The following is a 24,884-nucleotide window of genomic DNA, read 5'->3' on the forward strand; positions in this document are numbered from 1 at the left end:
CATCCGGTTCAGTGCGCATCGGAGGAAGGCGGCGCGCTCGTGATCGGCTTCGCGAACATCACCGTCATCAAGCCGAAGAGAAAGCACAGAGCGAGCACATAGAAGCAATCGGCGAAGGTCAGCACGAGTGCTTCGCGCATCACGAGCGCATGCAGCGATGCAAGTCCCGCCTGCGACGCATTCAGCGCATCGCCCGCAACGGACGACAGATGCGCGGAGCTGCGCGAGAGCAGATCGTCGATGACGGGCCGGCCGATCGTCACGTTTTCGCTCAGGCGCAGGTAATGCAGATTGAGGCGATCGTTGAGCATCGTCGCGCTCACCGCGATGCCGATCGCGCCGCCGAGATTGCGCATCAGATTGAAGAGCCCGCTCGCCGATTTGAGCCGCGACTGCGGCAGCGAACCGAGCGCCATCGTGACGATGGGCGGCACCGCGAATTGCTGGCCGATACCGCGCAGCGCCTGCGGCAGGAGAAGCTGTTGCCAGCCCCAGTCGTGCGTCAGCGGCGTATAGAAGTAACAGCCCGCGCCGAAGCAGATCAGCCCGAATGCGAGCAGCACGCGCATGTCGATGAAGCGCGACGCGAAGCCGTATACGCCGATGGAAAGCAACTGGAAGCAGCCGACGGAGAGCAGCGCGAGACCCGTATCCAACGAATCGAAGCCGCGCACGCGAGCGAGAAACACCGGCGTCAGGAACACCGACACGAAGATGCCGATGCCCGTCACGAACGACAGCACGCTGCCGATCGCGAAGTTGCGCACCGCGAGCGCACGCAGATCGACGATCGGGTCTTTCGCCGTGAACGCATGCACGAGGAACAGGAAACCGCAGATCGCCGAAATCCACGTGCATACGATGATCACGTCGTCGCCGAACCAGTTCTTGCGCGGCCCTTCCTCGAGCACATATTCCAGACAGCCGAGAAAGCCCGACATCAGCACGATGCCGAGATAGTCGCCCTTCTTCAGCAGCGAAAGATTGGGCTCGTCGATATGCACGTACTTCGGCACGAGCAGCGCGACCACGAGACCCGGCACGACGTTCAGATAGAAGAGCCAGTGCCACGACCATTGATCGGTGATCCATCCGCCGATCACGGGACCGATCGCGGGCGCGAGCGACGCCAGCGCGCCGATGGTCGTCGATGCAATCAGGCGCTGCTTGCCGGGAAAGATCACGAAGGCGGTCGTGAATACGGTCGGGATCATCGCGGCGCCGAGCGCGCCTTGCAGGCCGCGAAAGAGGATCATCGAGTTGATGTCCCACGCCATGCCGCACAGCATGCTCGTGATCGTGAAGCCGACCGCCGATGCAACGAAAAGCCAGCGCGTGGAGAACACTTTCGAGAGCCAGCCCGACATCGGAATGACGAGAATCTCCGCGATCAGATAGGACGTCTGCACCCAGGACAGCTCGTCCTGGCTCGCGGACAATCCGCCGCCGATATCCTTCAGCGACGAAGCCACGATCTGGATATCGAGCGTCGCCATGAAGAAGCCGAGGCACATCAGCGCGAACGCGAGCACGCGCTGTCTGATCGGCTGGTTCGCGGGATCGAAGGGAACGGTGTGGGTCATCGCCGCGCTCCTCAGCCGTTCGACTGCTTGGCGAGATGAACCTTCACGGTCGCCGAAAGACCCGGACGCAGCACCGATTCCATGCCCTTCGGCACATCGAGACGGATGCGCACCGGCACGCGCTGCACGATCTTCGTGAAGTTGCCGGTTGCGTTCTCCGCCGGCAGCACGCTGAAAGTTGCGCCGGTCGCAGGCGCGAGACTTTCGACGTGGCCGGTCAGCGGCACGCTGGATGCGTCGAGCTCGACATCCGCTTCATCGCCCGCGCGCATCTTCTTCAACTGGTCTTCCTTGAAGTTCGCATCGACCCAAAGTCCCGTCGACGGCACGATGGTCAAGAGCGACGTGCCGACGTTCGCGAGCACACCCACGCGCGCCGTGCGATTGCCGACATAGCCATCGACGGGCGAGCGGATCGTCGTGTATTCGACGTTCAGCTCCGCGACGCGGCGCGCCGCTTCGGCCGTAGCGACGCGCGCCTGCGCATCCGCGATCTGCGCTTCGATCACGCTCAACTGGCGCTTCGCCGCCACCAGCGACGCGCCGCTTCGATCCACCGATGCCTGTGCCTTCGTATAGTCCGCATCCGCGCGTTCGACGATCTGGTTCGACACGGCGTCGTCCTTCACCAGCTCGCGATAGCGCACCCGATCCTGCCCGCTGCGCGTGAGCTCAGCCGACGAAGCGCGCACTTCCGCCTGCTGCTGATTGATGACGGCGGCCTGCAACGCATCCTTCGCCTGCAATTCGACCACCGCCGCGCGCGCGCCCGACAATTCGGCGTCGGCTTGCGCTAAGCGTGCGTCGTAGTCGCGCGCATCGAGGCGGATCAGCACCTGACCCGCCTTCACGCGCTGGTTGTCCTGCACGAGCACATCGGTGACGAAGCCGTTGACCTTCGGCGCGAGCACCGTGACATCGCCGCCGACGTAGGCATCGTCGGTCGTTTGCACGAAGCGCAGCACGAGCGCCCACCAGGCCACCGCGGCGATCAGCGCGAGCCCGACCAGTCCGAGCGCGAGCAGCATCCAGGGAATCTTGCGCGCCGGCCGCGCGAGAGCCGGCGCCGCGACCGATGGAATATTTGTCGTAGGTGTCGTCATTTGTCGTTATAGTGCATATGCACAATTTGAAGTAAGGAAAGGGCGAATCCGCTGCCCGTCATAGCCCGGAAGACTAGATGTGCATATGCACCAAGTCAACCGTCACGGCGCGCACGAGTGAATAACGCTAGCGGAAAGAATCGCGGAAAGCCTTGTTTCACAAGGCCTGGAGGCCGATTTTCGAGTGTCCGGACAGCATGCTTTCGTCGGCGCAAAAGCGCACCGCATGCTCGACGAAGGTGCGCACCTTGGCCGGCAGGAGTGCGCGCGTGCTGTAGGCGATCCGAATTTCGATGTGGGCATCGACGCGCTCGTACGCGTCGAGCAGCGTGACGAGCCGCCCCGCCGCCACTTCCTGCGCGACGAGCGCCGTCGGCAATACGCCGATGCCGAAGCCCTGCAACACCATCTCGCGATTGAACACCGCGCTGTTCGATGAAATGTCGTGATCGAGCGGCACGCGCAATTCCTCGCCGCCGATGCGAAACGTGAGCGCGGGCTTGCGGATCGAGGGCGACATCGGCACGAACACGTGATCGACGAGTTCGGACGGATGGCGCGGCGCGGGACGCTGCGCGAGATATGCGGGACTCGCGACGAGCACGAGCGGAATGGTTTCGAGCAGGCGCGTGACGGCCGTATCGGTGGAGAGCATGAAGGGCAGCACGATCGCGAGATCGTAACCTTCGCCGACGAGATCGATGGGCCGCTCGGTCAGCGTCACGTCGAGGCGCACATGCGGATGCGCGCGCCGGAAACTCGCGACGACGGGCGCATAGCGGCTCATCATCACCGTCGTGTGCGCGACGAGCCGCAACAGGCCCGTCGCTTCGCTCGCGCGGTTGGAGGCGCGCTCTTCCATCGCCTGAAGTTCGTCGAGCAGGCGCGAGCAGTCGGAGAAGAAGCGTTCGGCGGTCTCGGTCAGCGAAATCTGCCGCGTCGTGCGATTGAAAAGCCGGCTGCCGAGCCGTTCTTCGAGACCGGCGATCGCGCGCGACACGACGGGCGGCGACAGGCCGAGTATGTCGGCCGCACGCGCGAAGCTCTTCGCTTCGACCACCGTGCAAAACACCTTCAGGCTCGTCAGATAGTCCATGTGCGTGATCGTGACGCGTGCGGAGAGCCTCGATCATGGCATGAAGCCGCCGTACTCGCACGATGAGACGATCGCGCGGTTTTACGAGCCGGACGAGCATTCACGCGAAAGACGCATGCGCCTAAAGTTCAACCCATGCCATCGCGATGGCCAACCACTGAACGAAGGAGCACACCATGTCACGTCTTTCCCAGGTCAACGTCAACGAAGCCACCGGCGCCGCCGCCGATCTGTTCGCCGCCATCAAGAAGGCCGTCGGCCGCGTGCCGAACGCCTACGCGACCATTGGCACGCACAGCCCCGCCGCGCTACGCGCCACGCTCGACGGGGATGCGATTCTCGCGAAGAGCAGCCTCGACAAGGCCGACGTCGAAGCGATCAAGCTCGCCGTCAGCGAACTCGTGGGCTGTGATTACTGTGCTGCGGCGCATACCGTTGTCGGCAAGATGGTCGGGCTGTCGCAGAAGGAAACGCAGCAGATTCGCGCCGGTGAAGCGACCGGCAATGTGAAGCGCGACGCGCTCGTGAGGTTCGTGCGGCATGTGGCGGGGTCCACGGGGACCGTCGATGCGGCGCGTCTGAGCGACGTGCGCGAAGCGGGTTACTCGGAAGCGCAGGTCATCGATACGCTGTTTGCGATGAGTGTCATCAACTTCACGAATCTCGTGAATCGCGTGAACGACACTACGATTGATTTTCCGGCGCTTGTCTGAGGGTCCGCCTGGTTTGGCGGTCGGGACTCTTGTTTTCGCTGGGTCCCGTTTTCGTGTCGGTCTATTAGCACTGCCCCTCCCCGGGGCGGGGGTCACTTTCTTTGCTGCTGCAAAGAAAGTAACCAAAGAAAGCAGCTTCTCATCGCCCGCGGTCACACGCACGTTGGCCATGCTTGCCAGCCCGCGGTGGCCCTCGCCTAAGTGTCGCCCTCGAAGGACTTACCGGGCTTGGCTCGCGCACGGTCTGACAAGCTAGTTGTTTTTAGGGCTCTGGTTCAGCACCAAATTGCTTCGGCACAGCGCTACGCGCTGCCGTTGGGTCTGCAAGGGAAACCATCGGTGTACGCAGTGCATTGAGATGGTGGCGTTAGCAACGAAGCGCACGCACCCCCGATTGACCGATCGGCCGCGAAGCGGGCCGGAGCTATTTCGTGCTGAACCAGTTTGTTCTGTGGTGCGATGTGTCAGACCGTGCGCGATCCAAGCCCGACTGGGCCTTCGAGGGCGACACTTAGGCGAGTGCCATCGGCGGCTGGCAAGCATGGCCAAACTGCGTGTGACCGCGGGCTTGAACGAGCTGCTTTCTTTGGTTACTTGTATATTGATTCCAGGTGGGCGGAAACTGATCTCTTCCGCTCACCCGAAGCGGTAGCCCGTTTGTGTTACATGGGCTCGCAGCCCGAAAGAAAGCTGGTGGCGCCGCTTCTTCTTACCGCTTTGAACCCGGACAGTTGACTGAGCCTCGAGCTCGTATCTTTACAAGTATGGGTGCTGTGGTGAACCAAATTCCTTCCCCCTTCGCTTCGCCCTTGTTCGTCGGTATCGATGTCAGCGGACCCTTCCTCGACATCGCCTATCACGGATCCGCCGAAACCTTTCGTCTGCCCAATGCGCCTGAAGGCTTCGCCGAACTGATCAACCGATTGTTGCCTCTCAAGCCCAAACTCATCGTCCTCGAAGCCACCGGCAAGCTCGAACGCGCCGTCCTTCAAGCCCTCTGCCAAGCCGGTCTGCCCGCCGTCGCGGTCAACTCCACGTGGGTGCGCGAGTTCGCCAGATCCGCCGGACAACTGGCCAAGACCGATCGCATCGATGCGCGCGTCATCGCTCGCTACGGGGCCGTCATGCAACCCGAAGTCCGACCCCTGACCGATGAGCAGACCCAGCAGCTGCAGGCCCTTATCCTGCGCCGCGCACAGCTCATCGAGATGCTCACCGCCGAGCAAAACCGTCGCAAGCGCGCTCATAAATCGGCCCTGCCCAGCATCGATGAATTCATCCAGTTCATCACGCAACGCATCAAGGACGCCGATCGCGACATCGACTCCTTCCTCCACACCAACGAACTCTGGCGCAAAAACGAAGCCCTGCTGCGCTCCACTCCGGGCGTCGGCAAGACCACAGCCGCGACGCTCATCGCCTTCCTGCCTGAATTGGGCTCCCTCAACAACCGACAGATCGCCTCGCTCGTCGGCCTCGCCCCATTCAACTCCGACAGTGGCACGCACCGCGGCGAACGCCATACCAAAGGCGGGCGTCACTTCGTGCGCCGCGCCCTTTACATGGCCTGTGTCGCCGCGCAACGAGCCAATCCCTATCTCAAGGCGTTCTGCGATCAGCTACGCGCTAGAGGCAAAAAAACCAAGGTCGCCTTCGTCGCAGGCATGCGAAAACTCCTCACGCAGCTCAACGCCATGATGCGCGATGGCACAGCCTGGAATCCCCCAAAACCTTGATTCTTTGCTCCCCACCGCTTGACTCTCAATACAGTTGCTTTCTTTGCAGCAGCAAAGAAAGTGACCCCCGCCCCGGGGAGGGGCAGTGCTAATAAACCGACACGAATCCGGGATCCGGCGACGAGCCAGCGAAAAAATCAAGCAAACGTATCCACAAGCCCCACGGTGCGCCGCACCGGCACACTCACACTGGCGGAAGCCGAAGAATCGACCCCACCGATCCCACCAGCGCCCCCACCCCCGCGCGAGCCCGACGAGCCCGACGAGCGCTCCTCCTGCTGCGATTGCCTTCCAAACGCCGACCCATCCGAAACCGAAGCACTCCCAAGACTGATGCCATTCGCCTCCATCGCCTCACGCAGCTTCGGCATGGCGGCCTCGACCGCCTCGCGCACCTGCGCATGCTGCGACACGAACAGCGCGTGCGCGTGGCTTTCGGAAACCTGCAAGGTCACCTGCAACGGCCCGAGATCTCGCGGATTCAAAGTCAACTCGGCGCTCTGCTGATCCGCCTTCGACAGAAACACGACCTTCTGGCTGAACGCATCGTCCCAGCCGGACGCGCCCACGTGCGGCGCAATCGCCGCGCTCGTCGCCGACGCCATCGCGCCTTGCGGACTCGATACCGCCGAATTCGCCGATGCCGTCTGCATCGACACCGCGTGCGCAGCCGCATCGGCGGCTTGCTTGTACGCGGCGGTCGCGGCATCCGCGGGCATCGTCGCGACTGCCAGCGCGGTCGCGTCGGTCGCCTTCGCATCCGCGTTCACGTTGTTCGCCAACACGGCGAGACTCGCGCCCTTTCCGCCCTTCGCAAACAAACCGCCCTGATCCTCGCCGTCCGCACCTTCGCGCGCCGTCGCCACGGAACCGTTCGCCGGCACTGCGTTCGGCGTAGCGCTGTTCATCGCCGCGAGCGCCGCCTGAAGCGCGTCCTGCGCCGGTTTCGCGTCCGCGCTCTTGTGCGTCTCGCCCGTCGATTTGGTGTCGTCGGTCGAAGCGGTGGTCGTCGTTGCTGTGGCCGCGTCCGTCAGATCGGCGAGCGTGGTGTCCGTGTCGGCATCGTCGGCGTTGGCGGCGTCGGCGCGTGCTTTCGCCTGCGCCGCCGCCGTTGCTGCGTCCGGTGCGGAACCGGACGTCTGCGCAGCCGGCTTCGATGCGTCCGCCGTATCGGCCTTGTTCGTATTCTTCGATGCCTCTTTCGGCGCGTCGGCCTGATCGGGCTTCGCGGCGGCCTGCGCATCCGACGCGTCATCGCTCTTCGATGCAGCCGCGGAAGCGCTGTCATCCGGCTTCGGCGCGTCGTGCACGCTCGATTTGTCGGCGGACGAATCCGCCAGCGCCTTCGCCGCCTGCGCGTCGGCGTTTGCCTTATCGGTGATGCCTTGCAGCGTCATGCCGAACGACGCGCCCGCGCTCGCCGCGCGCTGCGCCGCGGCCTTGCTCGATGACGTAGCGGCGGTCATCGCGCCGAGAAGTGATACGGAGGACATACGAGTCTCTCAAATGCAATGGTTGGGTAACGGCTCAGGCACGCTCGGCGCGCATGCGCAGTATCTTCGCGGCGTGCTCGTCGGATTCGCGCTGCTCGACGCGCGCAGCCTTCTTCGCGAGCATCGCCTCGCCGCGTGCGGCGAGCACTTCGTAACTGCCGAGCTTCTGTTTCTTGAGACGCCAGTCGGGTTTCGCCGCCTCGATGCGCTGATCGGCCATGACGAGCGCCGTGCGTTGCTGCGCAATCGCCGAATCGAGCGTGTCGACGAACGCCTGGAAGTTGCGCAGCGTCTGCGCCGTGGTGCCCTCCTGCGCCGATGCCGTGAATCGTGCGTGGTACTCGTCACGGTAGGTGATGAGCGAGTTCAATTGCGTTTCGACTTCGTTGCGTTCCTGCTGGAGCTTTCCGAGCTTCTTCGTGGCGGCGTCGAGTTCCTCTTCGGCAAGGCCGATGAGGGTGTTGATCGGCAGATTCTTGGACATGGCGTGGCGGTCCCGTATGGTCTTTTGGCTTTCTTGTGATGAATGATTCGGATACTAGTCGAAAACTATTCGAAGAGCTGATTCAACATCGCGATGCTCGGCTCGAACGGCGCCTGCTCGCGAAAACCCTGCTGCAAAAACGACTCCATGCGCGGATACAGCGCGATCGCACGGTCGAGGAGCTGATCGCGCCCGCTCGAATACGCGCCCACGTTGATCAAATCCTTGTTGCGCTGATAGCGCGAAAGCATCTGCTTGAAGAGGCGCACGCGTTCGAGATGCTTGTCGTCGATGAGCGCGGTCATCGCGCGGCTGATCGACTGTTCGATGTCGATAGCCGGATAGTGCCCCGCCTCGGCGAGCGAGCGGTTCAGCACGATATGGCCGTCGAGAATCGCGCGCGCCGAATCGGCGATCGGGTCCTGCTGATCGTCGCCTTCGGTGAGCACGGTGTAGAACGCGGTGATCGAGCCGCCGCCTTCCGGTCCATTCCCGGTGCGCTCGACGAGCGCCGGCAGCTTCGCGAACACCGAAGGCGGATAACCCTTCGTCGCGGGCGGCTCGCCGATCGCGAGCGCGATCTCGCGCTGGGCCATCGCGTAGCGCGTCAGCGAATCCATCAGCATCAGCACATGCTTGCCCTGATCGCGGAAATATTCGGCGAGCGAGGTCGTGTACGCGGCCGCCTGCATGCGCAGCACGGGCGATACATCCGCCGGCGCCGCCACGACCACCGAGCGCGCGAGACCTTCCTCGCCGAGAATCTGCTCGATGAATTCCTTCACTTCGCGGCCACGTTCGCCGATCAGCCCGATCACGATCACTTCCGCGCTCGTGTAGCGCGCCATCGTGCCGAGCAGCACCGACTTGCCGACGCCCGAACCCGCGAACAGGCCCATGCGCTGGCCGCGCCCGACCGTCAGCAGCGTGTTGATCGCGCGCACGCCGACATCGAGCACCTTGTGGATCGGCTCGCGGTTCAGCGGATTGATGACCGGCGCGGACAGCGGCGCATCGACCTTCGCGCCGAGCGGGCCGAGCCCGTCGAGCGGACGGCCGGACGCATCGACGACGCGGCCAAGCATTTCCCAGCCGACGGGCAAACGCTTCGCGCCCGCCATCGGATCGTTGATCGGCGCGCTTTCGAGCGGATAGACGCGCGCGCCGGGCAACAGGCCGGCCACTTCGGTGGTCGGCATCAGAAAGAGCTTGTCGCCCGCGAAGCCGACGACTTCGGCTTCGGCGGTCGGAATCGCGCTGCCCGGCGGCAGTTCGATCATGCATTCGGAGCCGACGCCCATCTTCAGGCCGACCGCTTCCAGCACGAGTCCGGCCGCGCGCGTGAGACGCCCGCACGGACGCAGCGGCTTCGCGATGGCGTTGCGCGACCTGAGCGCGTCGAGCTTCTCGCGCCACGTATCGATGTGCGGATTGCCGGCGATATGCGCCAGTTCCGCGATGGTGCGCGCGGCGAGTTCGTCGGCCGATTCGTCGCCGACGGATTCATCGACGGCGAGCGGGCCGAACGAAGCGCGTGCGAGCTCCTGTTCCAGCTCGCTCAAACCATCCTGAGTGATTCGGCTCACCACGGCTTGTTTCTCCCCAGAGCAGCCACGACGCGTTCCCATCGCGACACGATGGTCGCGTCGATTTCGCCGGTCGCGGCGTACGCCTTGCAGCCGCCGCGCTCGACTTCCGGATCGGGACGCACGGTCCAGCCCGCTGACTCGAGTTCGTCTTTCAGATAGGCATCGACGATCGGCATGTCGGCCGGATTCACGACGAGCGTGGGCGCGCCCGAAAGCTCCGGCTCGGCGGCGATCACTTCGCGCGCCACCGCGACGAGCGCGGTCGGATCGAGCGCGAGATGCTGACGCACGACCTGCTGCGCGATATCGATCGCGAGTTCGGCAAGGGACTCCGCGATGGCCGCATCGGCGGCCTGCAACGCGGTCCTGAACGTATCGGCGATTTCGGCGAGACGCGCGGCCTGAGCGAGCGCTTCCTTGCGGCCATCCTCGAAACCCTTCGCCTGACCTTGCTCGTAACCCGCCTGATAACCGAGCGCCTGGCCCGCGACATGCCCCTTCGCGAGCCCGTGCTGATGCGCGTCTTCCTCGACGCGGCGCAAGTGCGCTTCGAGCGCGGCCTGTTCCGCCGCGCTGTCGTCGACCTTGATTTCGACAGGATCGAACGAGGCCATTTCCCAGCGCTGATACGCCGAGAGCGGAGTCTTTTGCACGCGAGCGTCAGACATATGCATCCTCCGCCTTGCCGCCTAGCTGGATCTGGCCGTTTTCCGCGAGATTGCGGACGATCTGCAGAATCTTGCGTTGCTGCTGCTCGACTTCCGACACGCGCACCGGACCGCGCGAATCGAGGTCTTCCGCGAGCAGTTCGGCCGCGCGCTGCGACATGTTCGACAGGAACTTCTGGCGCAGCGCCGGCTGCGCGCCCTTGAGCGACACGATCAGCGTCTCGGACTCCACTTCCTTCAAGAGAAGCTGGATCGCGCGGTCTTCCAGGTCGAGCAGGTTCTCGAACACGAACATCTGGTCGATGATCTTCTGCGCGAGTTCGGCGTCGTATTCGCGCACGTTCGCGATCACGCCTTCTTCATGATTGCTCGACATGAAGTTGAGAATCTCGGCCGCCGTGCGGATGCCGCCCATCGGCGCGCGCTTCAGGTTGTCGCTGCCGGAAAGGAGCGTCGTCAGCACGTCGTCGAGTTCGCGCAGCGCGGCGGGCTGAATGCCGTCGAGCGTCGCGATGCGCAGCAGCACGTCGTTGCGCAAACGGTCGGCCAGCAGCGACACGATTTCCGAAGCCTGATCGCGGTCCAGATGCACGAGGATCGTCGCGATGATCTGCGGATGCTCGTTCTTGATCAGTTCCGCGACCGCGCCCGAGTCCATCCACTTCAGGCCTTCGATGCCGCTCGTATCGCTGCCTTGCAGGATACGGTCGATCAGCGCGCCGGCCTTGGTTTCGCCGAGCGCCTTCGTCAGCACCGAGCGGATGTACTCGCTCGAATCGAGCGACAGCGCGGTGTGCTGCTCCGCTTCCGAAACGAATTCGGTCAGCACGTTGTCGAGCTGCTCGCGCGTCACGTTTTTCAGCGCCGCCATGGTCGCGCCGATCTTCTGCACCTCGCGCGGAGCGAGATACTTGAAAACTTCGGCGGCTTCTTCCTCACCGATCGACATCAGGAGGAGAGCGGCTTTATTCAGGCCTTCAGCGTTCATCGGACACCCAGTTCTTCACGACCGTCGCAACGATTCTCGCGTCCTGACGCGCCACCATGCGCGCGTAGTCGAGGTTGCGATCGAATTTGGCCTTCTTGCTTTCATGACCGAGGAGACTGACCTCGGCATCCTTGTCCTCGTCGTCCTTCTTCTGGCCGCCGTCGAGCGACGGGCCATCGAGCAGCGAGAGTTCATCCGGTGCGCCGAGCGCGGGGGCGGCTTCGGGCAGCGGCGGGAAGGCGCGGCGCATCGCCGGCTTCACCATGCTGAAGTACAGGAACAGCCCGACGATCCCGATGCCCACGTACTTCGCCGCCTGGATGCCCCACGCGATCATCTGCGGGGTGCGCCACCACGGCACGTCCGGCGTCACGTTCAGGTCGGCCGAGAACGCGCTGTTCACCACGTTCACCGAGTCGCCGCGCTTCTCGTCGAAGCCCATCGCGTCCTTCACGAGCTGCTGGACCTGCGCGAGCTTGTCGGCGGCGAGCGGCGTCATCGTGACGTTGCCCTTCGCGTCGACCTTCTTGTCGTAGTTCACGACGACCGCCACGGACAGGCGCTTGATGCCGCCCGTCGCCTGCTCGAAATGGCGCACGGTGCGATCGACTTCGTAGTTGGTCGTCGTGTCGCGGCGCTGGTTTTGCGGCGTCGTCTTCGTGCCGACGGCGCCCGAAGCTGCCGCGTCGATCGGCGCGGAAGCCGGCTGCGGCGGCTGGTTCGAGAGCGCGCCCGGCACGCCCGATGCGCCGCCGCCCGTCGTTTCGCTCGATTCGCTCGACTGCTGGCTGCGGATCGCCGTGCTTTGCGGGTTGCCGTTCGGGCCGTAGCTTTCGGCGGTCTGTTCGAGCTTCGAGAAGTCGATGTCGGCGCTCACCTGCGAGCGGGCGTTTCCGGCGCCGAAGAGCGGCGCGAGAATCGCGTCGATGCGCTTTTGCGTGTTGTGCTCGATCTGCTGCACGTACTTCAGTTGCGACGCGTCGAGGCCGCTGACGGCGCTCTGGCTCGTGAGCAGATTGCCGTCCTGATCGACGATATTCACGTTCTTGACCGGCATGTCCGCGACGCCCGAAGCGACCATGTGCGCGATCGCGACCACCTGGCCTTCGTCGAGCACGCGGCCCGGATACAGATTGACCATGACGGACGCGGTCGGCAGTTCCTTGTCGCGCACGAACACGCTCGGCTTCGGAATCGCCAGATGCACGCGCGCCGACTTCACCGACGAGATCGCGCCGATCGTGCGCTCCAGCTCGCCTTCCAGCGCGCGCTGATAGTTGACCTGCTCGGCGAACTGGCTGATGCCGAACTTCTGGTTGTCCATCAGCTCGAAGCCGACCGAGCCGCTCTTCGGCAAGCCCTGGCTCGCGAGACGCAGACGCGTTTCGTGAACCTGCTCGGCCGGCACGAGAACGGCGCCGCCGCCGTCGGACAACTTGTAGGGAATGTTGCCCTGCTGTAGCGCGGCAACGATTGCGCCGCCGTCCCGGTCGGAGAGATTGGAGAAGAGGACGCGGTAGTCCGGCTGGCGCGACCACATGACGAGGCCGGCGATCACCATCGCCAGAATCGCGACGGCCACGATGAGCGGCACGCGCGGATTCGAGCGGAACTGGTTGAGCATCGGCACGCGCTGCGCGAAACCGCCGAAATCGGCGCCACCCGCGAGTCCCGGTGCGGCTGTTCCGGCTGCTCCCGGTTGTGCGCCCGCCAGGCCCATTCTGGCGTCGGGCGTGATGAGTGAGTTGTTGGGCGTATCCATTTAGCGTCGAAGCTCCGAATCCTGAGGTTCTCCTCCCGCCGCTTCCCGCTTCTCATGTAAGCGGCGGTGGAGGACTTTTCACGATGGGGATTATCCGCAGAAGATTGCAACTCGATTCGCTGAATAGAGCGGGGTTTTCCCCGTTCTTCCCGCGCTTTGAAAAACCGCCGGCTGCTAATCTTTTTCGTACTCGGTGAACCTCCGCGAAACGCATCCCGAGCACCTAGGTCCACGCCACGCGAGGCGCCGGCTTTCCCCCTGTCACCCGGAGTCAACATGAACTTTCCGATCAATCCGCTTTCCGCCGCGCTCTCGGCCATTCAGTCGCTGGCATCGCAAGCCGCGGGCGGCGTGTCCGGCCCGACCAGCGCAGCGGGCGCCGTCACGGGCCAGAGCGGGACATCGGGCGCGGCGAGCGTCGGCAGTTTCTCCGATGCGCTGAAATCGTCCATCGACAAGATCAGCGACAACCAGACCAAGGCGCTCGGCGAGGCGCACGCTTTCGAGATCGGTGCGCCGAATGTGTCGCTCAACGACGTGATGGTGGACATGCAGAAGGCGAACGTCGGGCTGCAATTCGGGTTGCAGGTGCGCAACAAGCTCGTGTCGGCCTACAACGACATCATGCAGATCTCCGTCTGACGATCCGTTCGCGATCCAGCCCCCAATCGTTGTTGCGACGGCTCTAGAGTCCTGAGTCCTAAAGCTTTGCCGCGTTTCTCCGATAACCCCGATAACGGCACGGCGAACGATGGTTCGTTTGCCCGCGCCGGTTTTTGCCGGGCGCACGGGGATCCGGACGAGAAGCAGGGCGTCCGTTTGAAGCAAGCGGAACGCCGCGGCATCGCATAAGGAGAATCGAGAGATGTATTCCCCAGGACACGCTGGAGCCAATGCCTACGCACGCGTGGGCGTGCAGACAGGAGTGATGGGAGCCAGCCCGCACCGTCTGATCGTGATGCTGTATCAGGGCGCACGCCAGGCGATCGCGCAGGCGCGCATGCACATGCAGCAGAACAACATCGGCGCGCGCGGCACGGCGATCAGCAAGGCCATCAGCATCATCGAGAGCGGCTTGCAGCAGGCGCTCAACAAGGATGCGGGCGGCGAGATCGCGGAGCGGCTGGACGCGCTGTACACGTATATGACGCGCCGGCTGCTCGAGGCGAACCTGAAGCAGGACGAGACGATGCTGGTCGAGATCGACAATCTGCTCGCGACGCTCGAAGACGCCTGGGTGGGAATTGGACCGGAAGTGGCGCAAATGACCGCCGCGCCCGTTTGACGGGATGCGCGTCGACTGCCTCGAAAGAATGAAGACGACACAAGAATATTTCGCCCACTACGAAGCCATCGCGGCGGTTTCCGGCCAGATGCTGGCGGCCGCGCGCGGCGGCGAATGGAGCGAGCTGAAGGCGTTGCAAGGCACGTACCGCGAGTTGATCGAGCAACTGAAGCAAGTGGATTCCGGCTCGGAACTCGACGAAAACGCCCGTGCACGCAAGCTGGACCTCGTGAAGAAGATTCTCGCCGACGACGCCGCGATCCGCGATCTGACGTCGCCGAGCCTCGCGCGTCTTTCGGCGCTGTTCACGGTCAACAGCCCGGCGCGCGTACTGAAAAAAATGATCGGACTGCGCTAGGCGCGGGTCCGCGCCCGATCGCGGCGCATATGAGGATGTGGGCATGACTGGACTCGATACCGCGATCGCATCGTTGCTCGCCAGCCGCACCGAGCTCCTGTTGTCCGCGATCCGTGCGCCGAACGGAGTGAGCGGCAGCGGCGTCACCGGCGCGAGCGTCGGACAGACGACGACGCAGACGGACATGTCGCAGACCGTCGGCACGCATCCCGGCGCGGCGACGCCGGCGGCATCGGCGCAAACCGCGTTCTCCAGCGTCGCGCGCACGCTCGACGTGATCTCGCGCTTTCCCGGCGCGGCGCCCGCGCTGACCGGCGACGCCCCGCTCTGGCCGACTCCGCCGCGCCCCGCGAGCGCCTTCGCCGCGCTCACGACCGGCCTCTTCGATACCGCTTTCTCTTCCAACGCCGCCGCGGTTGCCGCAGCGCGCGCCGCGACGCAGAATCTGCCGCCGCTGCCCGCCGCCGCGCTCGCGACCGCGCTGGCGAAAACCGTCGACGAAAGCGGGCTCTTCTACGAATCGCATCTGGTGCAATGGCTCGCGGGCCAGCGCAGCGCCGCGTCGCTCGGCAACGAGCCGCAGGCGCGCGCCGATGCGCGCTCGATGTCCTTGCCGTTCGATTTAGCGAACGTCCCGACGCCCGGCGACGCCTGGCTGGATGAGGCCCGCGCGCCGCAACCCATACCCGATCTGCCCGACTTTCACGGACGCCCGGTCGCGACGCCGCAGACGCCGCAGCAGGCGGCCGCGCTCGCGGCGTCGGTGCGCGATGCGCCGCCATCGGCGCTATCGAATTCGCAAAGCGGAAGCGTCAGCGGCGGCATGAACGCGCAGAGCGCGCAGCCGAGCCAGCAGGAATCGGCGTTGCAGGCGTCGGTCGCGGCGGGCATCCATCCGGCGACGCTCAATGTCGTGCGCCAGCAACTCGACGTGCTCGCGAATCAGCAGTTCCGCTGGCAGGGCGAGGCGTGGCCCGGCACGCGCTTCGAGTGGGAAGTTGCCCGCGAGCCGCACGATCCGCGCACCGCCGACGATGCCGCCGACGAACGCGCTTGGCGCACGCGCATCACGCTGTCGCTGCCCGCGCTCGGCACCGTCGACGCCGAACTCGTGCTGACGGGCGAAAAGCTCGTCGCGCGCATCAAGGCGGGCGATGCGGGCGCGCGGCGTCTTGCTGCCGATGGGGTCGCGTTCGCGCGTCAACTGGAGGCGGCGGGCATCGCGCTGGCGTCGCTTTCCGTGCGCTCGATGGACGGCACGACCGATCTCGCGCTGTCTGGCGACAATGGCGCCGCGAAAAAACCGGTGCGCTCGCCGCTCGAACATCTGTTTCGCCCGCCGCAGGGCGAGGGGAGCGGAGCATGAGCGGGCAGGATCATCCGTCGTATACGCGCAGGCAGGCGACCGCGCTCGCCTACGACGCGGGCAACCGCGAGGGGACGCCGCGTGTCGTCGCGAAGGGTTACGGCATAGTCGCGGAAATGATCGTGCAGCGCGCGAAGGAAGCGGGTTTGTATGTGCATGAGTCGCCGGAAATGGTGTCGCTGCTGATGCAGGTCGATCTCGATGCGCATATTCCGCCCGCGCTGTATCAGGCGGTGGCGGAATTGCTGTCGTGGGTTTATCGGCTGGAGAACGAGGAGCCGATGCGGGAGAGTGGGCGGGGGGGGAGGTGATGTTGGCTGGGCTTTTGTGGATGGCCTGAATACGCGGTGGTCTATTAGCACTGCCCCTCCCCGGGGCGGGGGTCACTTTCTTTGCTGCTGCAAAGAAAGTAACCAAAGAAAGCAGCTCGTTTAAGCCCGCGGTCACACGCAGTTTGGCCATGCTTGCCAGCCGCCGGTGGCACTCGCCTAAGTGTCGCCCTCGAAGGCCCAATCGGGCTTGGCTCGCGCACGGTCTGCCGCATCGCGTCGCTTGCGTCACTGGTTCAGCACCAAATGGCTCCGGCCCGCTTCGCGGCCGATGGGTCAACCGGGTCCGCGTGCGCTTCTTCTTCGACGATTTCCCTCGCATACCCAACGGCAGCGCGTAGCGCTGTGCCGGAACACTTTCGTGCTGAACCAGCGCGCTGAATCGTCTCGGGCGGCAAACCGTGCGCGAGCCAAGCCCGGTGAGTTTTTGGGGGCACTCGCTACTGCCGGGCCATTAGGCCAATCGTCTGTGCCGCGGCCGGTGTGAAGTGCTTAGGCTGGGGATAGCTGCTTTCTTTGGTTACTTTCTTTGCAGCAGCAAAGAAAGTGACTGCCGCCCCGCACAGGGGCAGTGCTAATAGACCACCACGAACACAGGCAATCCATAGAAGCCCAAGGCCTTAGGCAGCAAACGCCCGCCCAACGATCCCCCCATGATCGAACCGCGCCGGCAGCGTGCCATAAACCCGCCCAGTTTCACCACGCCCATCACCGAGCCGCGTATCAATGAACGCATCCGCGACTTCCCGCGGCGCATGCCGCGCCAGCAACACCCCTTGCGCGCAAAGCACCAGTTGCTGCGCGATGCGCCGCGCCGACGCTTCTCTCGCGCCCGGATCGCCCGTCAGCATGTCGACGAGCGACGCCAGCGCCCCCGCCAGCGCCGGATGCGCGCCCGCGGTCGTCCGCCAGTCGTCCAGCAGCGCATGCGCGGCGTCCTGTTCGCGCTCGAACGCACGCAGCACGTCGAGACACATCACATTTCCCGACCCCTCCCAGATCGAATTGACCGGCGCCTCGCGATAGAAACGCGCCATCGGCCCGGTCTCGACATAGCCATTGCCGCCCCAGACTTCCATCGCCTCGCCGGTGAATTCGAGCGCGCGCTTGCACACCCAGAACTTCGCGGCGGGCGTCACGATGCGCCGCCACGCGCGCTCGGCGAGCGCTCCGCCCGGCGCGCCGCTCTGCTCGAACGCGCCCGCGAGCCGCATGAACAGGACCGTCGCCGCCTCGGATTCGAGCGCGAGATCGGCGAGCACGTTGCGCATCAACGGTTGATCGACGAGACGCGCACCGAAGACGCTGCGATGCCGCGCGTGATGGATCGCCTGCACGAGCGCCGCGCGCATCAGCGCCGCGCTGCCGATCACGCAATCGAGCCGCGTGAAGTTCGCCATCTCGATGATGGTCGGCACCCCGCGCCCCTCATCGCCGATCATCAGGCCGTAGGCATCGAAGAACTCCACCTCGCTGCTCGCGTTCGAACGGTTGCCGAGCTTGTCCTTCAGGCGCTGGACCTGCACCGCATTCTTGCGGCCGTCCGGCGTGAAGCGCGGCACGTAGAAGCAGGACAGGCCGCCTTCGTCGGCGGTGCGCGCGAGCACGAGATGCGCGTCGCATTGCGGCGCCGAAAAGAACCATTTGTGACCGACCAGCCGATACGCACCGCCGCGTCCCGGCGCGCCCAGCGCATGGGCGCGTGTGCGGTTGCTGCGCACGTCGGAGCCGCCCTGTTTTTCGGTCATGCCCATTCCGATCATCATCGAATGTTTGCCGGCTTCGAGCGGAATGTCGCGCGGATCGTGCTCTCGCGACAGCAGCGGCCGCGCGATCCGCGCGAACAGATCGGGCTCGTTGCGCAGGATCGGAATGCTCGCGAACGTCATCGTGATCGGACATAGCGAGCCCGATTCGAGCTGGCCGTGCAGGTAGTAGCCGGCGCATCGCGCGGCCATCGAGCCAGCCCGCGCCGACGGCTCGAACGGCATCGCGTGCAGTCCTTCGCGACGCAGACGCCGCAGCAGTTCGTGCCAGGCCGGATGAAACTCGACAGCGTCGATCCGCTCGCCGCGCGGACTATGCGTCGCGAGTTCCGGCTCGTGCCGGTTGGCGAGTTCCGCCAGCGCGACGACTTCCGGCTGCGTCAGCGCCATGCCGTCGCGCGAGAGCGTTTCCGCGTGCCATTGCGCGCCCTCGCGCTCCACGGCGGCGGCGAGCGCCGGATCGAAGGCGAAAGCGTCGTAGCCGACGAGCGGCGACGCCTGATTCGTGACTTCGTGTGTCTGCCCGAACGGGCGATCGGCGGGATCGGACATTGTCGGTCTCCTTCTTTGCGCGCGGATCGGCGGCGCGGGAATTCGTCACTGTCGGGCGGGCGCAACAGCCGTTTCACTGTCCCGGACGCCATCTCGATTTCAAGAATCATAGGCCGCGCATTGGTCGGACGTGTAGACGCATCGCTCTTTTCAGACTCCGGGACGCCTTTCTGATGCGCGGTCCTAAAACGCCGATCACTGAGATAAATCCGATTGTTACTCCCGCCCCAATGACGCGCAGGACCCCGAACCTATAATCGGCTCGTCTATTCGGGCGGATGCAATAACGCCTTTCACGGAAGCATTCTCAATGAGCATGAACCTCAATCAAGTTGTCCAGAGCGCTTTGACAGAAAGCGTGTTGCAGCACATCGCCGGGCGCATCGGCTGCGCGCCGGAATCGGCCAAGCGCGTGGTGTCGCTGTGCGGCCCGGCGCTCATCGGCGCGATGATGAACAAGGCGTCGTCGCTAGAGGGCGCGCGCAATCTGTTCGCGTCGATCATGTCGCCGGGCACGAACGCGCTGATCGCGGAAGAACTGCCGCATTTCGCCATTCAGGACGATGGCTTCAAGACGCTCGTCGACGCCGGCGCGAACGTCGATACCGCGATCGCCTCGCACGACAGCATCAACGTGCTCGCCGAGCGCATCGCCGAATATACGGGCGTTGCGGCGAGCGCTACGCGCACGCTGATCGGCGTGGTCGGCGCGACGCTCTTCGGCGTGCTCAAGCGCCAGTTCACGCAGCACAACGGCAACCCCGACCAGCTTCCGACGCTCCTCGGCCATCAGTTGCCCGTGGTGCGCGCGAACCTGACGGACGCGTTCGCCAATGCGCTCGGTCTCGGTTCGGTCGGCGCGTTCCTTGCAGGCGTTGCATCGCGGCTGAAGGCCGTGGCGGCGCACCTCGAACATCCGGCGACGCAGGAAGCGGCGGCCTTCTCTCAGCCGCCGGAAGCGCCTGCCGCGATCGATTCGCCCGTCAAGGAAAACGCCCGCAAGAAGAAGTGGTGGTGGGTCGCGCTCGCCGCCGCGCTCGCTCTGCTCGCGGTTCTGATCGGTCGCGGTTGTTCGACCGAAAAGCCGGAGCAGGACGCCGCGCCGCAGGCGAAGCCGGATGCGCTGTCCGATTCGAATTCGAACGCAGCCGCCGCTTCCGACACGTCGGCGACGGCGTCGGCAGTTGCCGATCAGTCATCGGCGCCCGTCGCGTCGCCGGGCAAGGACTCGACGATGTCGGTCGCGGTCGATGCATCCAGCGTTCCCACGCTAACCGCCACGGTCAACAGCGAGGAAGAGAAGCACCAGCTGATCGACGCACTCGCGGCGAAGCTCGGCGCGGACAAATTCCACGCGAACATCACCGTCGATCCGGACACGAAGCCGGCCACGTGGATCAGCAAGCTCGACGGCCTGCTGCCGGTCATGACGCTGCCGGGCGCGAAAGTGCGCATCGCGGGCGACAAGATCGATCTGGACGGTCGCGCGGGCGATCCGAAGCTCGGCTGGCTGGACAAGCTGAAGTCGTTCTTCGGCGAAGGCTGGACGATCGCCGCAACCGACACCACCGCCGCGGCGAAGGCCCTGGCAGCCTCCGACGCGCAAGCCGCCGCGAGTTGTGCCGCCAGCGACGCCGCGAAAAATCTGAATCTGCATCCGATCACCTTCGGCTTCGCGTCGAACGCGCTGCCGCACGCCGCACTCGACGAACTCGCCCAATCCGCGAAGTCGCTGAAGGAATGCAGCACGGCGGGCAAGCCGGTCAAGCTGCAGATCGGCGGTTATTCGGACAGTTCGGGCAATGCGGCGTCGAATCTGCACTTGTCGAAAAAGCGTGCGCAAGCCGTGCGCAGCTATCTGATCCAGCACGGCGCGCCGGCGGACACGCTCACGGCGGAAGGTTTCGGCGACGCCCATCCGATCGCCGATAACGCGACGCGCGAGGGCCGCGCGGCAAATCGCCGGATCGAGTTCAAGGAAATGAGCTGATTCCGGAACCACCCGGAAGTCGCAGAAAAAAACGCGCCGGTCCGTTCACAGCGGCCGGCGCGTCATGTTTCCGGGTTGTCGCGTCGGGCGCGCGGGAATCCATCGGCCATGAAATCCTGGTCGAGATTCGCCGGCAGCATTTCGCGCGCGACTTCGATCCACGCGCGCGCCGCGTGCGATAGATAACCGTTGCGCCGCCAGCCGAGCGCCATGTCCCAGTGAATTTCCGGGGCCACGACCCGACGGCAGGTGAACGCGTTCGCGTCGAGCCGACGGCAATAGGGCGCGGGCAGCAGCGCGATGCCGATGCCCGCCTGCACGAGCGCCGCCATGAAATCCCAGTGCCCGCTGCGGCCGACGATCGTCGGCGCGAATCCCGCCTCGCGGCATGCGTTGAGCACGACGTCGTTGAGCGCGAGGCTCTCGCCGTAGAACACGAAGGGCTCGGCGGCGAGATCGGTGAGGGCGACTTCGCGGGCATCGTCCCAGCGCGAACCTTTCTGCGCGACGAGCCACAGAACCTGCCGGCTGACGGGCAGAATGTCGAACATCGCGGTATCGACGGGCTGCAGGACGCCGCCCAGTTCCAGTTCGCCGTCGATCAACGCCGCCTCGATCGCCTTCGAGCCGCGCTCGAACAACTTGAGCTCGACCTTCGGATAGCGACGCCGGAACGCCGCGATCGCGGGCGTGAAGAGCGAACCGCCCATCGGCGGAATGCCTATCGTCAGCGTGCCGCGCCCGAACGTGCCGAGATCGTTCAGCTCGGCCTCCAGCCGCGCGTGCGCCGCCAGCACCTCGACGCCGCGCTGATAGACGATCTGCCCAGCGTCGGTCAGCACCATCTGACGGCCTTCGCGCAGAAGCAGCGGCGAACCGACTTCATCCTCCAGCGCCTTCACCATCTTGCTGATAGTCGGCTGCGTCACGAACATGTGCTCGGCAGCGGCGGTGAAGCTCTTCTGCTTCACAACTTCGATGAAGTACCGCAAGGCGCGCAATTCCATCTTCGGCTCCAGAATTCCAGTTTGGAATGTTTTGGATAAGGTTAATTCATTTTTATTATGCTAGGTGCGCCCATATACTCGGCTAAAGGTTAACCCTAATCCAAGAGCCCGCCATGTCCGCTGTCGTCATGACTCATCCGCAATCCGCCTTCGGCCGCTTTCTGCGCGTCGCGGTGCAGTCTGCCGCGCTCGCGGCGATCTGGGTCGCGGCGGATTTCGTCGCGCGCAAGCTGGCGCTGCCGGTGCCGGGCGGCGTGGTCGGGCTGGTCGCGCTGCTCGCGCTTCTGTTCTGCGGCGGCATCGCGCCGCGCTGGGTGAAGGCGGGCGCGGACTGGCTGCTCTCGGACATGCTGCTGTTCTTCATTCCGGCGGCGGTCGCGGCGGTTCAGTACGGCGGCCTTTTCATGGAGGACGGCTGGCGCCTCGCGCTCGTCGTCGTCGGGGGAACGTTGATGGTGATGGTGGCCGTCGCGTTCGCGGTCGACCGTGCGGCAGGCCTCGAACGCCGCCTCGCATTGCGCCGCGCGCTCGTGGCGCGGCATGCGGCGCGCGCCTGAGCACGCCGACATGAACCACTTCTTCGCCGCTCTCATCGCAGACGACGCCGCGCGGCTCATCGCGGCGGGTTGCTTCGTGCTGACCGTCGCGCTGTATTTCGCGGCCAAGCATCTCTACGCGCGCTTCCGGCAGCCGTGGCTCACGCCATTGCTGGCCGTGCCCGCCGTGCTCGCGCTCATCGTCGTGATGGCGCGCATTCCGTACTCGGTTTATTTCGCCGACACGCGCTGGCTCATGTGGCTGCTCGGTCCCGCGACCGTCGCGTTCGCGGTGCCGATCTATGAATACCGCGCGCTCATCAAGCGTCACTGGATTTCGCTGACGGTCGGCGTGACGGTCGGGATTCTGGTGGCGGTCGGCGGATCGCTGATGCTCGCGAAGCTGCTGCATCTGTCGCCGGAACTGCAGCGCAGCCTCGCGACGCGCTCGGTGTCGACGCCGTTCGCGCTCGCCGTCTCCGACAAGATCCACGCGCCGAAGGATCTGACCGCGCTTTTCGTGATCGCGACGGGCGTCTGCGGCATGTTGTTCGGCGAAATCGTGCTCGCGCTCGTGCCCTTGCGCACGCGGCTTGCGCGCGGCGCGTTGTTCGGCGCGGCGGCGCACGGCGTCGGCACGGCGAAGGCGCGCGAACTCGGCAGCGAAGAGGGCGTCGTCGCGAGTCTCACGATGATGATCGCGGGCGTCGCGATGGTGCTGCTCGCGCCGCTGCTGAGCGTTCTGCCGTTCTGATCCCCGACGGCGCCGCGAAAGCCCACGCGCGCGTCTCAGAATAGGATCGTTCCCACGAGACTTTGCTACAATCGACGCTCGCTTCCGAGGAGCGTTGCGACGGCCAGAAAACACACAGGCCGCCAGGCTCGGAAGCATTCAATCCGGACGGTTCGAAAGCGCCACGCAAGCAAGGCGCCCGCTGAGCCACCGCATCGAACGGCGCTCACGTCAACATTTCTAGACTATTTAGAAAGGAGGGCGTGATGAACGCCGCAGTTCTCGATTCCAATACCAAGGATTACGTCGTCGCCGACATGTCGCTCGCCGCATGGGGCCGCAAGGAACTCGACATCGCCGAAACGGAGATGCCGGGCCTCATCCAGACGCGCGAGGAATACAAGGCGCAGCAGCCGCTGAAGGGTGCGCGCATCGCCGGTTCGTTGCACATGACGATTCAAACGGGCGTGCTGATCGAAACGCTGACGGCGCTGGGCGCGGACGTGCGCTGGGCGTCGTGCAACATCTTCTCGACGCAGGATCACGCAGCCGCGGCCATCGCCGATGGCGGCACGCCGGTGTTCGCGTTCAAGGGCGAATCGCTCGACGAATACTGGGAGTTCAGCCATCGCATCTTCGAATGGCCGAACGGTCAGTTCGCCAACATGATTCTCGATGACGGCGGCGACGCGACGCTGCTGCTCATCCTCGGCGCGAAGGCCGAGAAGGACCGCTCGGTCATCGCCAAGCCGACGAACGAGGAAGAAGTCGCGCTGTACAAGTCCATCGGCAAGCATCTGGATGCGGATCCCACGTGGTACTCCACGCGTCTGTCACACATCCAGGGCGTGACGGAAGAAACCACCACGGGCGTGCATCGCCTGTATCAGATGGAGAAGGAAGGCCGTCTGCCGTTCCCCGCCATCAACGTGAACGACTCGGTCACGAAGTCGAAGTTCGACAACCTCTATGGCTGCCGCGAATCGCTCGTCGACGGCATCAAGCGCGCAACCGATGTGATGATCGCGGGCAAGATCGCGGTCGTCGCCGGCTACGGCGACGTGGGCAAGGGCTGCGCGCAATCGCTGCGCGGTCTGGGCGCGACGGTGTGGGTCACGGAAATCGATCCGATCTGCGCGCTGCAAGCCGCGATGGAAGGCTACCGCGTCGTGACGATGGAATACGCCGCCAGCCGCGCGGACATCTTCGTGACGGCAACGGGCAACTACCACGTCATCAGCCACGACCACATGAAGGCGATGCGCAACAACGCGATCGTCTGCAACATCGGTCACTTCGATTCGGAAATCGATATCGCTTCGACGCGCCAGTACACGTGGGACAACATCAAGCCGCAGGTCGATCACATCGTCTTCCCGGACGGCAAGAAGATCATCCTTCTGGCTGAAGGCCGTCTCGTGAACCTGGGCTGCGCGACGGGCCATCCGTCGTTCGTGATGTCGAACTCGTTCACCAACCAGACGCTCGCGCAGATCGAACTGTTCACCCAAGGCAAGAAGTACGAGAACAAGGTCTACGTGCTGCCGAAGCATCTCGACGAGAAGGTCGCGCGCCTGCACCTCGGCCGTATCGGCGCGGAGCTGACCGTGCTGTCGGACGAGCAGGCCGGCTATATCGGCGTCGACAAGAACGGTCCGTTCAAGCCCAACCACTACCGCTACTGATCGCGAGCGGCGGCGAATCGTTGCGCGGGGCGGGAGATTGCCCCGCGCAACCAACACGCATC

At 64.8% G+C, this 24,884-nt stretch carries 22 protein-coding genes and 1 riboswitch; of the genes, 11 read left to right on the plus strand and 11 right to left on the minus strand.

All coding sequences use genetic code 11. The annotated features are described in order from the left end of the window. Positions 1–8: 8 nt before the first annotated feature. The 3 genes from IAG25_RS20845 to IAG25_RS20855 all read right to left on the minus strand — a co-directional run bounded on the left by IAG25_RS20845 (position 9) and on the right by IAG25_RS20855 (position 3,782). Positions 9–1,583 (minus strand): DHA2 family efflux MFS transporter permease subunit, encoded by a 1,575-nt coding sequence (locus tag IAG25_RS20845; RefSeq protein WP_187606526.1) that lies wholly within the window; start codon positions 1,581–1,583, stop codon positions 9–11. Positions 1,584–1,594: 11 nt separating this feature from the next. Beyond that, positions 1,595–2,686 (minus strand): HlyD family secretion protein, encoded by a 1,092-nt coding sequence (locus IAG25_RS20850; protein ID WP_187606527.1) that lies wholly within the window; start codon positions 2,684–2,686, stop codon positions 1,595–1,597. Positions 2,687–2,843: 157 nt separating this feature from the next. After that, positions 2,844–3,782 (minus strand): LysR family transcriptional regulator, encoded by a 939-nt coding sequence (locus IAG25_RS20855; protein WP_035501505.1) that lies wholly within the window; start codon positions 3,780–3,782, stop codon positions 2,844–2,846. Between the two features lie 176 nt (positions 3,783–3,958). On the opposite strand from IAG25_RS20855, the gene IAG25_RS20860 reads away from it, so the two are divergent. Both IAG25_RS20860 and IAG25_RS20865 read left to right on the plus strand, forming a co-directional pair. Beyond that, positions 3,959–4,495, plus strand: a complete 537-nt coding sequence (locus IAG25_RS20860) for a carboxymuconolactone decarboxylase family protein (RefSeq protein ID WP_187606528.1) — start codon at positions 3,959–3,961, stop codon at positions 4,493–4,495. A 785-nt stretch (positions 4,496–5,280) separates the two neighbouring features. Continuing rightward, the gene (locus tag IAG25_RS20865; protein WP_441301376.1) at positions 5,281–6,231 is read left to right on the plus strand and encodes an IS110 family transposase; all 951 of its coding nucleotides are present in this window, start codon (positions 5,281–5,283) and stop codon (positions 6,229–6,231) included. A 137-nt stretch (positions 6,232–6,368) separates the two neighbouring features. On the opposite strand, the gene IAG25_RS20870 is transcribed toward IAG25_RS20865, so the two are convergent. From IAG25_RS20870 to fliF, 6 genes are all read right to left on the minus strand, one after another. After that, complete coding sequence (locus IAG25_RS20870) at positions 6,369–7,724, minus strand: flagellar hook-length control protein FliK (RefSeq protein WP_187606530.1); 1,356 nt, start codon at positions 7,722–7,724, stop codon at positions 6,369–6,371. 34 nt (positions 7,725–7,758) lie between these two features. Beyond that, the gene (gene fliJ, locus IAG25_RS20875) at positions 7,759–8,208 is read right to left on the minus strand and encodes a flagellar export protein FliJ (RefSeq protein ID WP_035499270.1); all 450 of its coding nucleotides are present in this window, start codon (positions 8,206–8,208) and stop codon (positions 7,759–7,761) included. A 65-nt stretch (positions 8,209–8,273) separates the two neighbouring features. Beyond that, positions 8,274–9,836 carry a flagellar protein export ATPase FliI gene (gene fliI / locus IAG25_RS20880; protein WP_187606531.1) on the minus strand — a complete coding sequence of 521 codons (1,563 nt, stop codon included), beginning with the start codon at positions 9,834–9,836 and terminating at the stop codon, positions 8,274–8,276. Beyond that, on the minus strand, positions 9,791–10,465 hold the full coding sequence (gene fliH, locus IAG25_RS20885; RefSeq protein ID WP_187606532.1) for a flagellar assembly protein FliH: 675 nt from the start codon (positions 10,463–10,465) through the stop codon (positions 9,791–9,793). The genes fliI and fliH overlap by 46 nt, the downstream gene beginning before the upstream one ends. After that, complete coding sequence (gene fliG / locus IAG25_RS20890) at positions 10,458–11,453, minus strand: flagellar motor switch protein FliG (RefSeq protein WP_035499267.1); 996 nt, start codon at positions 11,451–11,453, stop codon at positions 10,458–10,460. Before fliG ends, fliH begins: the two co-directional genes overlap by 8 nt. Beyond that, positions 11,443–13,215: a flagellar basal-body MS-ring/collar protein FliF gene (gene fliF / locus IAG25_RS20895; RefSeq protein ID WP_187606533.1), complete on the minus strand. Its 1,773-nt coding sequence runs from the start codon at positions 13,213–13,215 to the stop codon at positions 11,443–11,445. Before fliF ends, fliG begins: the two co-directional genes overlap by 11 nt. A gap of 276 nt (positions 13,216–13,491) precedes the next feature. On the opposite strand from fliF, the gene fliE reads away from it, so the two are divergent. From fliE to IAG25_RS20920, 5 genes are all read left to right on the plus strand, one after another. Beyond that, positions 13,492–13,857 (plus strand): flagellar hook-basal body complex protein FliE, encoded by a 366-nt coding sequence (fliE, locus tag IAG25_RS20900; RefSeq protein WP_035499265.1) that lies wholly within the window; start codon positions 13,492–13,494, stop codon positions 13,855–13,857. A 223-nt stretch (positions 13,858–14,080) separates the two neighbouring features. After that, positions 14,081–14,500 (plus strand): flagellar export chaperone FliS, encoded by a 420-nt coding sequence (gene fliS / locus IAG25_RS20905; RefSeq protein ID WP_035499264.1) that lies wholly within the window; start codon positions 14,081–14,083, stop codon positions 14,498–14,500. 28 nt (positions 14,501–14,528) lie between these two features. Then, positions 14,529–14,858 carry a flagellar protein FliT gene (locus tag IAG25_RS20910; protein ID WP_187606534.1) on the plus strand — a complete coding sequence of 110 codons (330 nt, stop codon included), beginning with the start codon at positions 14,529–14,531 and terminating at the stop codon, positions 14,856–14,858. Between the two features lie 43 nt (positions 14,859–14,901). Next, positions 14,902–16,224, plus strand: a complete 1,323-nt coding sequence (fliK, locus tag IAG25_RS20915) for a flagellar hook-length control protein FliK (protein ID WP_187606535.1) — start codon at positions 14,902–14,904, stop codon at positions 16,222–16,224. Further along, positions 16,221–16,535 (plus strand): EscU/YscU/HrcU family type III secretion system export apparatus switch protein, encoded by a 315-nt coding sequence (locus IAG25_RS20920; protein WP_187606536.1) that lies wholly within the window; start codon positions 16,221–16,223, stop codon positions 16,533–16,535. The genes fliK and IAG25_RS20920 overlap by 4 nt, the downstream gene beginning before the upstream one ends. Before the next feature lie 638 nt (positions 16,536–17,173). Here IAG25_RS20920 and IAG25_RS20925 read toward each other — a convergent pair. After that, positions 17,174–18,871, minus strand: a complete 1,698-nt coding sequence (locus tag IAG25_RS20925; protein WP_187606537.1) for an isovaleryl-CoA dehydrogenase — start codon at positions 18,869–18,871, stop codon at positions 17,174–17,176. Between the two features lie 310 nt (positions 18,872–19,181). Between IAG25_RS20925 and IAG25_RS20930 the strand changes: the two genes are divergently transcribed. Beyond that, on the plus strand, positions 19,182–20,861 hold the full coding sequence (locus tag IAG25_RS20930) for an OmpA family protein (protein WP_222946570.1): 1,680 nt from the start codon (positions 19,182–19,184) through the stop codon (positions 20,859–20,861). A 62-nt stretch (positions 20,862–20,923) separates the two neighbouring features. On the opposite strand, the gene IAG25_RS20935 is transcribed toward IAG25_RS20930, so the two are convergent. Further along, a complete protein-coding gene (locus IAG25_RS20935; RefSeq protein WP_187606538.1) occupies positions 20,924–21,868 on the minus strand; it encodes a LysR family transcriptional regulator in 945 nt (314 codons plus the stop codon). 113 nt (positions 21,869–21,981) lie between these two features. Between IAG25_RS20935 and IAG25_RS20940 the strand changes: the two genes are divergently transcribed. The 3 genes from IAG25_RS20940 (at position 21,982) to ahcY (ending at position 24,822) form a co-directional block, all read left to right on the plus strand. Beyond that, positions 21,982–22,425, plus strand: a complete 444-nt coding sequence (locus tag IAG25_RS20940; RefSeq protein WP_187606539.1) for a CidA/LrgA family protein — start codon at positions 21,982–21,984, stop codon at positions 22,423–22,425. A 10-nt stretch (positions 22,426–22,435) separates the two neighbouring features. After that, positions 22,436–23,158 (plus strand): LrgB family protein, encoded by a 723-nt coding sequence (locus tag IAG25_RS20945; protein ID WP_187606540.1) that lies wholly within the window; start codon positions 22,436–22,438, stop codon positions 23,156–23,158. A gap of 80 nt (positions 23,159–23,238) precedes the next feature. Further along, a riboswitch (S-adenosyl-L-homocysteine riboswitch) is annotated at positions 23,239–23,372 on the plus strand. Positions 23,373–23,403: 31 nt separating this feature from the next. Then, complete coding sequence (ahcY, locus tag IAG25_RS20950; protein ID WP_187606541.1) at positions 23,404–24,822, plus strand: adenosylhomocysteinase; 1,419 nt, start codon at positions 23,404–23,406, stop codon at positions 24,820–24,822. The last annotated feature ends 62 nt before the right edge of the window (positions 24,823–24,884 follow it).

The organism is Caballeronia sp. EK, assembly GCF_014384845.1.
GTDB classification, from domain to species: domain Bacteria; phylum Pseudomonadota; class Gammaproteobacteria; order Burkholderiales; family Burkholderiaceae; genus Caballeronia; species Caballeronia jiangsuensis.

Coding starts and splice junctions, on each gene's coding strand:
- IAG25_RS20845 (WP_187606526.1), bottom strand. CDS start 1,583: ATGACCCACACCGTTCCCTTCGATCCCGCGAACCAGCCGATCAGACAG.
- IAG25_RS20850 (WP_187606527.1), bottom strand. CDS start 2,686: ATGACGACACCTACGACAAATATTCCATCGGTCGCGGCGCCGGCTCTC.
- IAG25_RS20855 (WP_035501505.1), bottom strand. CDS start 3,782: ATGGACTATCTGACGAGCCTGAAGGTGTTTTGCACGGTGGTCGAAGCG.
- IAG25_RS20860 (WP_187606528.1), top strand. CDS start 3,959: ATGTCACGTCTTTCCCAGGTCAACGTCAACGAAGCCACCGGCGCCGCC.
- IAG25_RS20870 (WP_187606530.1), bottom strand. CDS start 7,724: ATGTCCTCCGTATCACTTCTCGGCGCGATGACCGCCGCTACGTCATCG.
- fliJ (WP_035499270.1), bottom strand. CDS start 8,208: ATGTCCAAGAATCTGCCGATCAACACCCTCATCGGCCTTGCCGAAGAG.
- fliI (WP_187606531.1), bottom strand. CDS start 9,836: ATGGGAACGCGTCGTGGCTGCTCTGGGGAGAAACAAGCCGTGGTGAGC.
- fliH (WP_187606532.1), bottom strand. CDS start 10,465: ATGTCTGACGCTCGCGTGCAAAAGACTCCGCTCTCGGCGTATCAGCGC.
- fliG (WP_035499267.1), bottom strand. CDS start 11,453: ATGAACGCTGAAGGCCTGAATAAAGCCGCTCTCCTCCTGATGTCGATC.
- fliF (WP_187606533.1), bottom strand. CDS start 13,215: ATGGATACGCCCAACAACTCACTCATCACGCCCGACGCCAGAATGGGC.
- fliE (WP_035499265.1), top strand. CDS start 13,492: ATGAACTTTCCGATCAATCCGCTTTCCGCCGCGCTCTCGGCCATTCAG.
- fliS (WP_035499264.1), top strand. CDS start 14,081: ATGTATTCCCCAGGACACGCTGGAGCCAATGCCTACGCACGCGTGGGC.
- IAG25_RS20910 (WP_187606534.1), top strand. CDS start 14,529: ATGAAGACGACACAAGAATATTTCGCCCACTACGAAGCCATCGCGGCG.
- fliK (WP_187606535.1), top strand. CDS start 14,902: ATGACTGGACTCGATACCGCGATCGCATCGTTGCTCGCCAGCCGCACC.
- IAG25_RS20920 (WP_187606536.1), top strand. CDS start 16,221: ATGAGCGGGCAGGATCATCCGTCGTATACGCGCAGGCAGGCGACCGCG.
- IAG25_RS20925 (WP_187606537.1), bottom strand. CDS start 18,871: ATGTCCGATCCCGCCGATCGCCCGTTCGGGCAGACACACGAAGTCACG.
- IAG25_RS20930 (WP_222946570.1), top strand. CDS start 19,182: ATGAGCATGAACCTCAATCAAGTTGTCCAGAGCGCTTTGACAGAAAGC.
- IAG25_RS20935 (WP_187606538.1), bottom strand. CDS start 21,868: ATGGAATTGCGCGCCTTGCGGTACTTCATCGAAGTTGTGAAGCAGAAG.
- IAG25_RS20940 (WP_187606539.1), top strand. CDS start 21,982: ATGTCCGCTGTCGTCATGACTCATCCGCAATCCGCCTTCGGCCGCTTT.
- IAG25_RS20945 (WP_187606540.1), top strand. CDS start 22,436: ATGAACCACTTCTTCGCCGCTCTCATCGCAGACGACGCCGCGCGGCTC.
- ahcY (WP_187606541.1), top strand. CDS start 23,404: ATGAACGCCGCAGTTCTCGATTCCAATACCAAGGATTACGTCGTCGCC.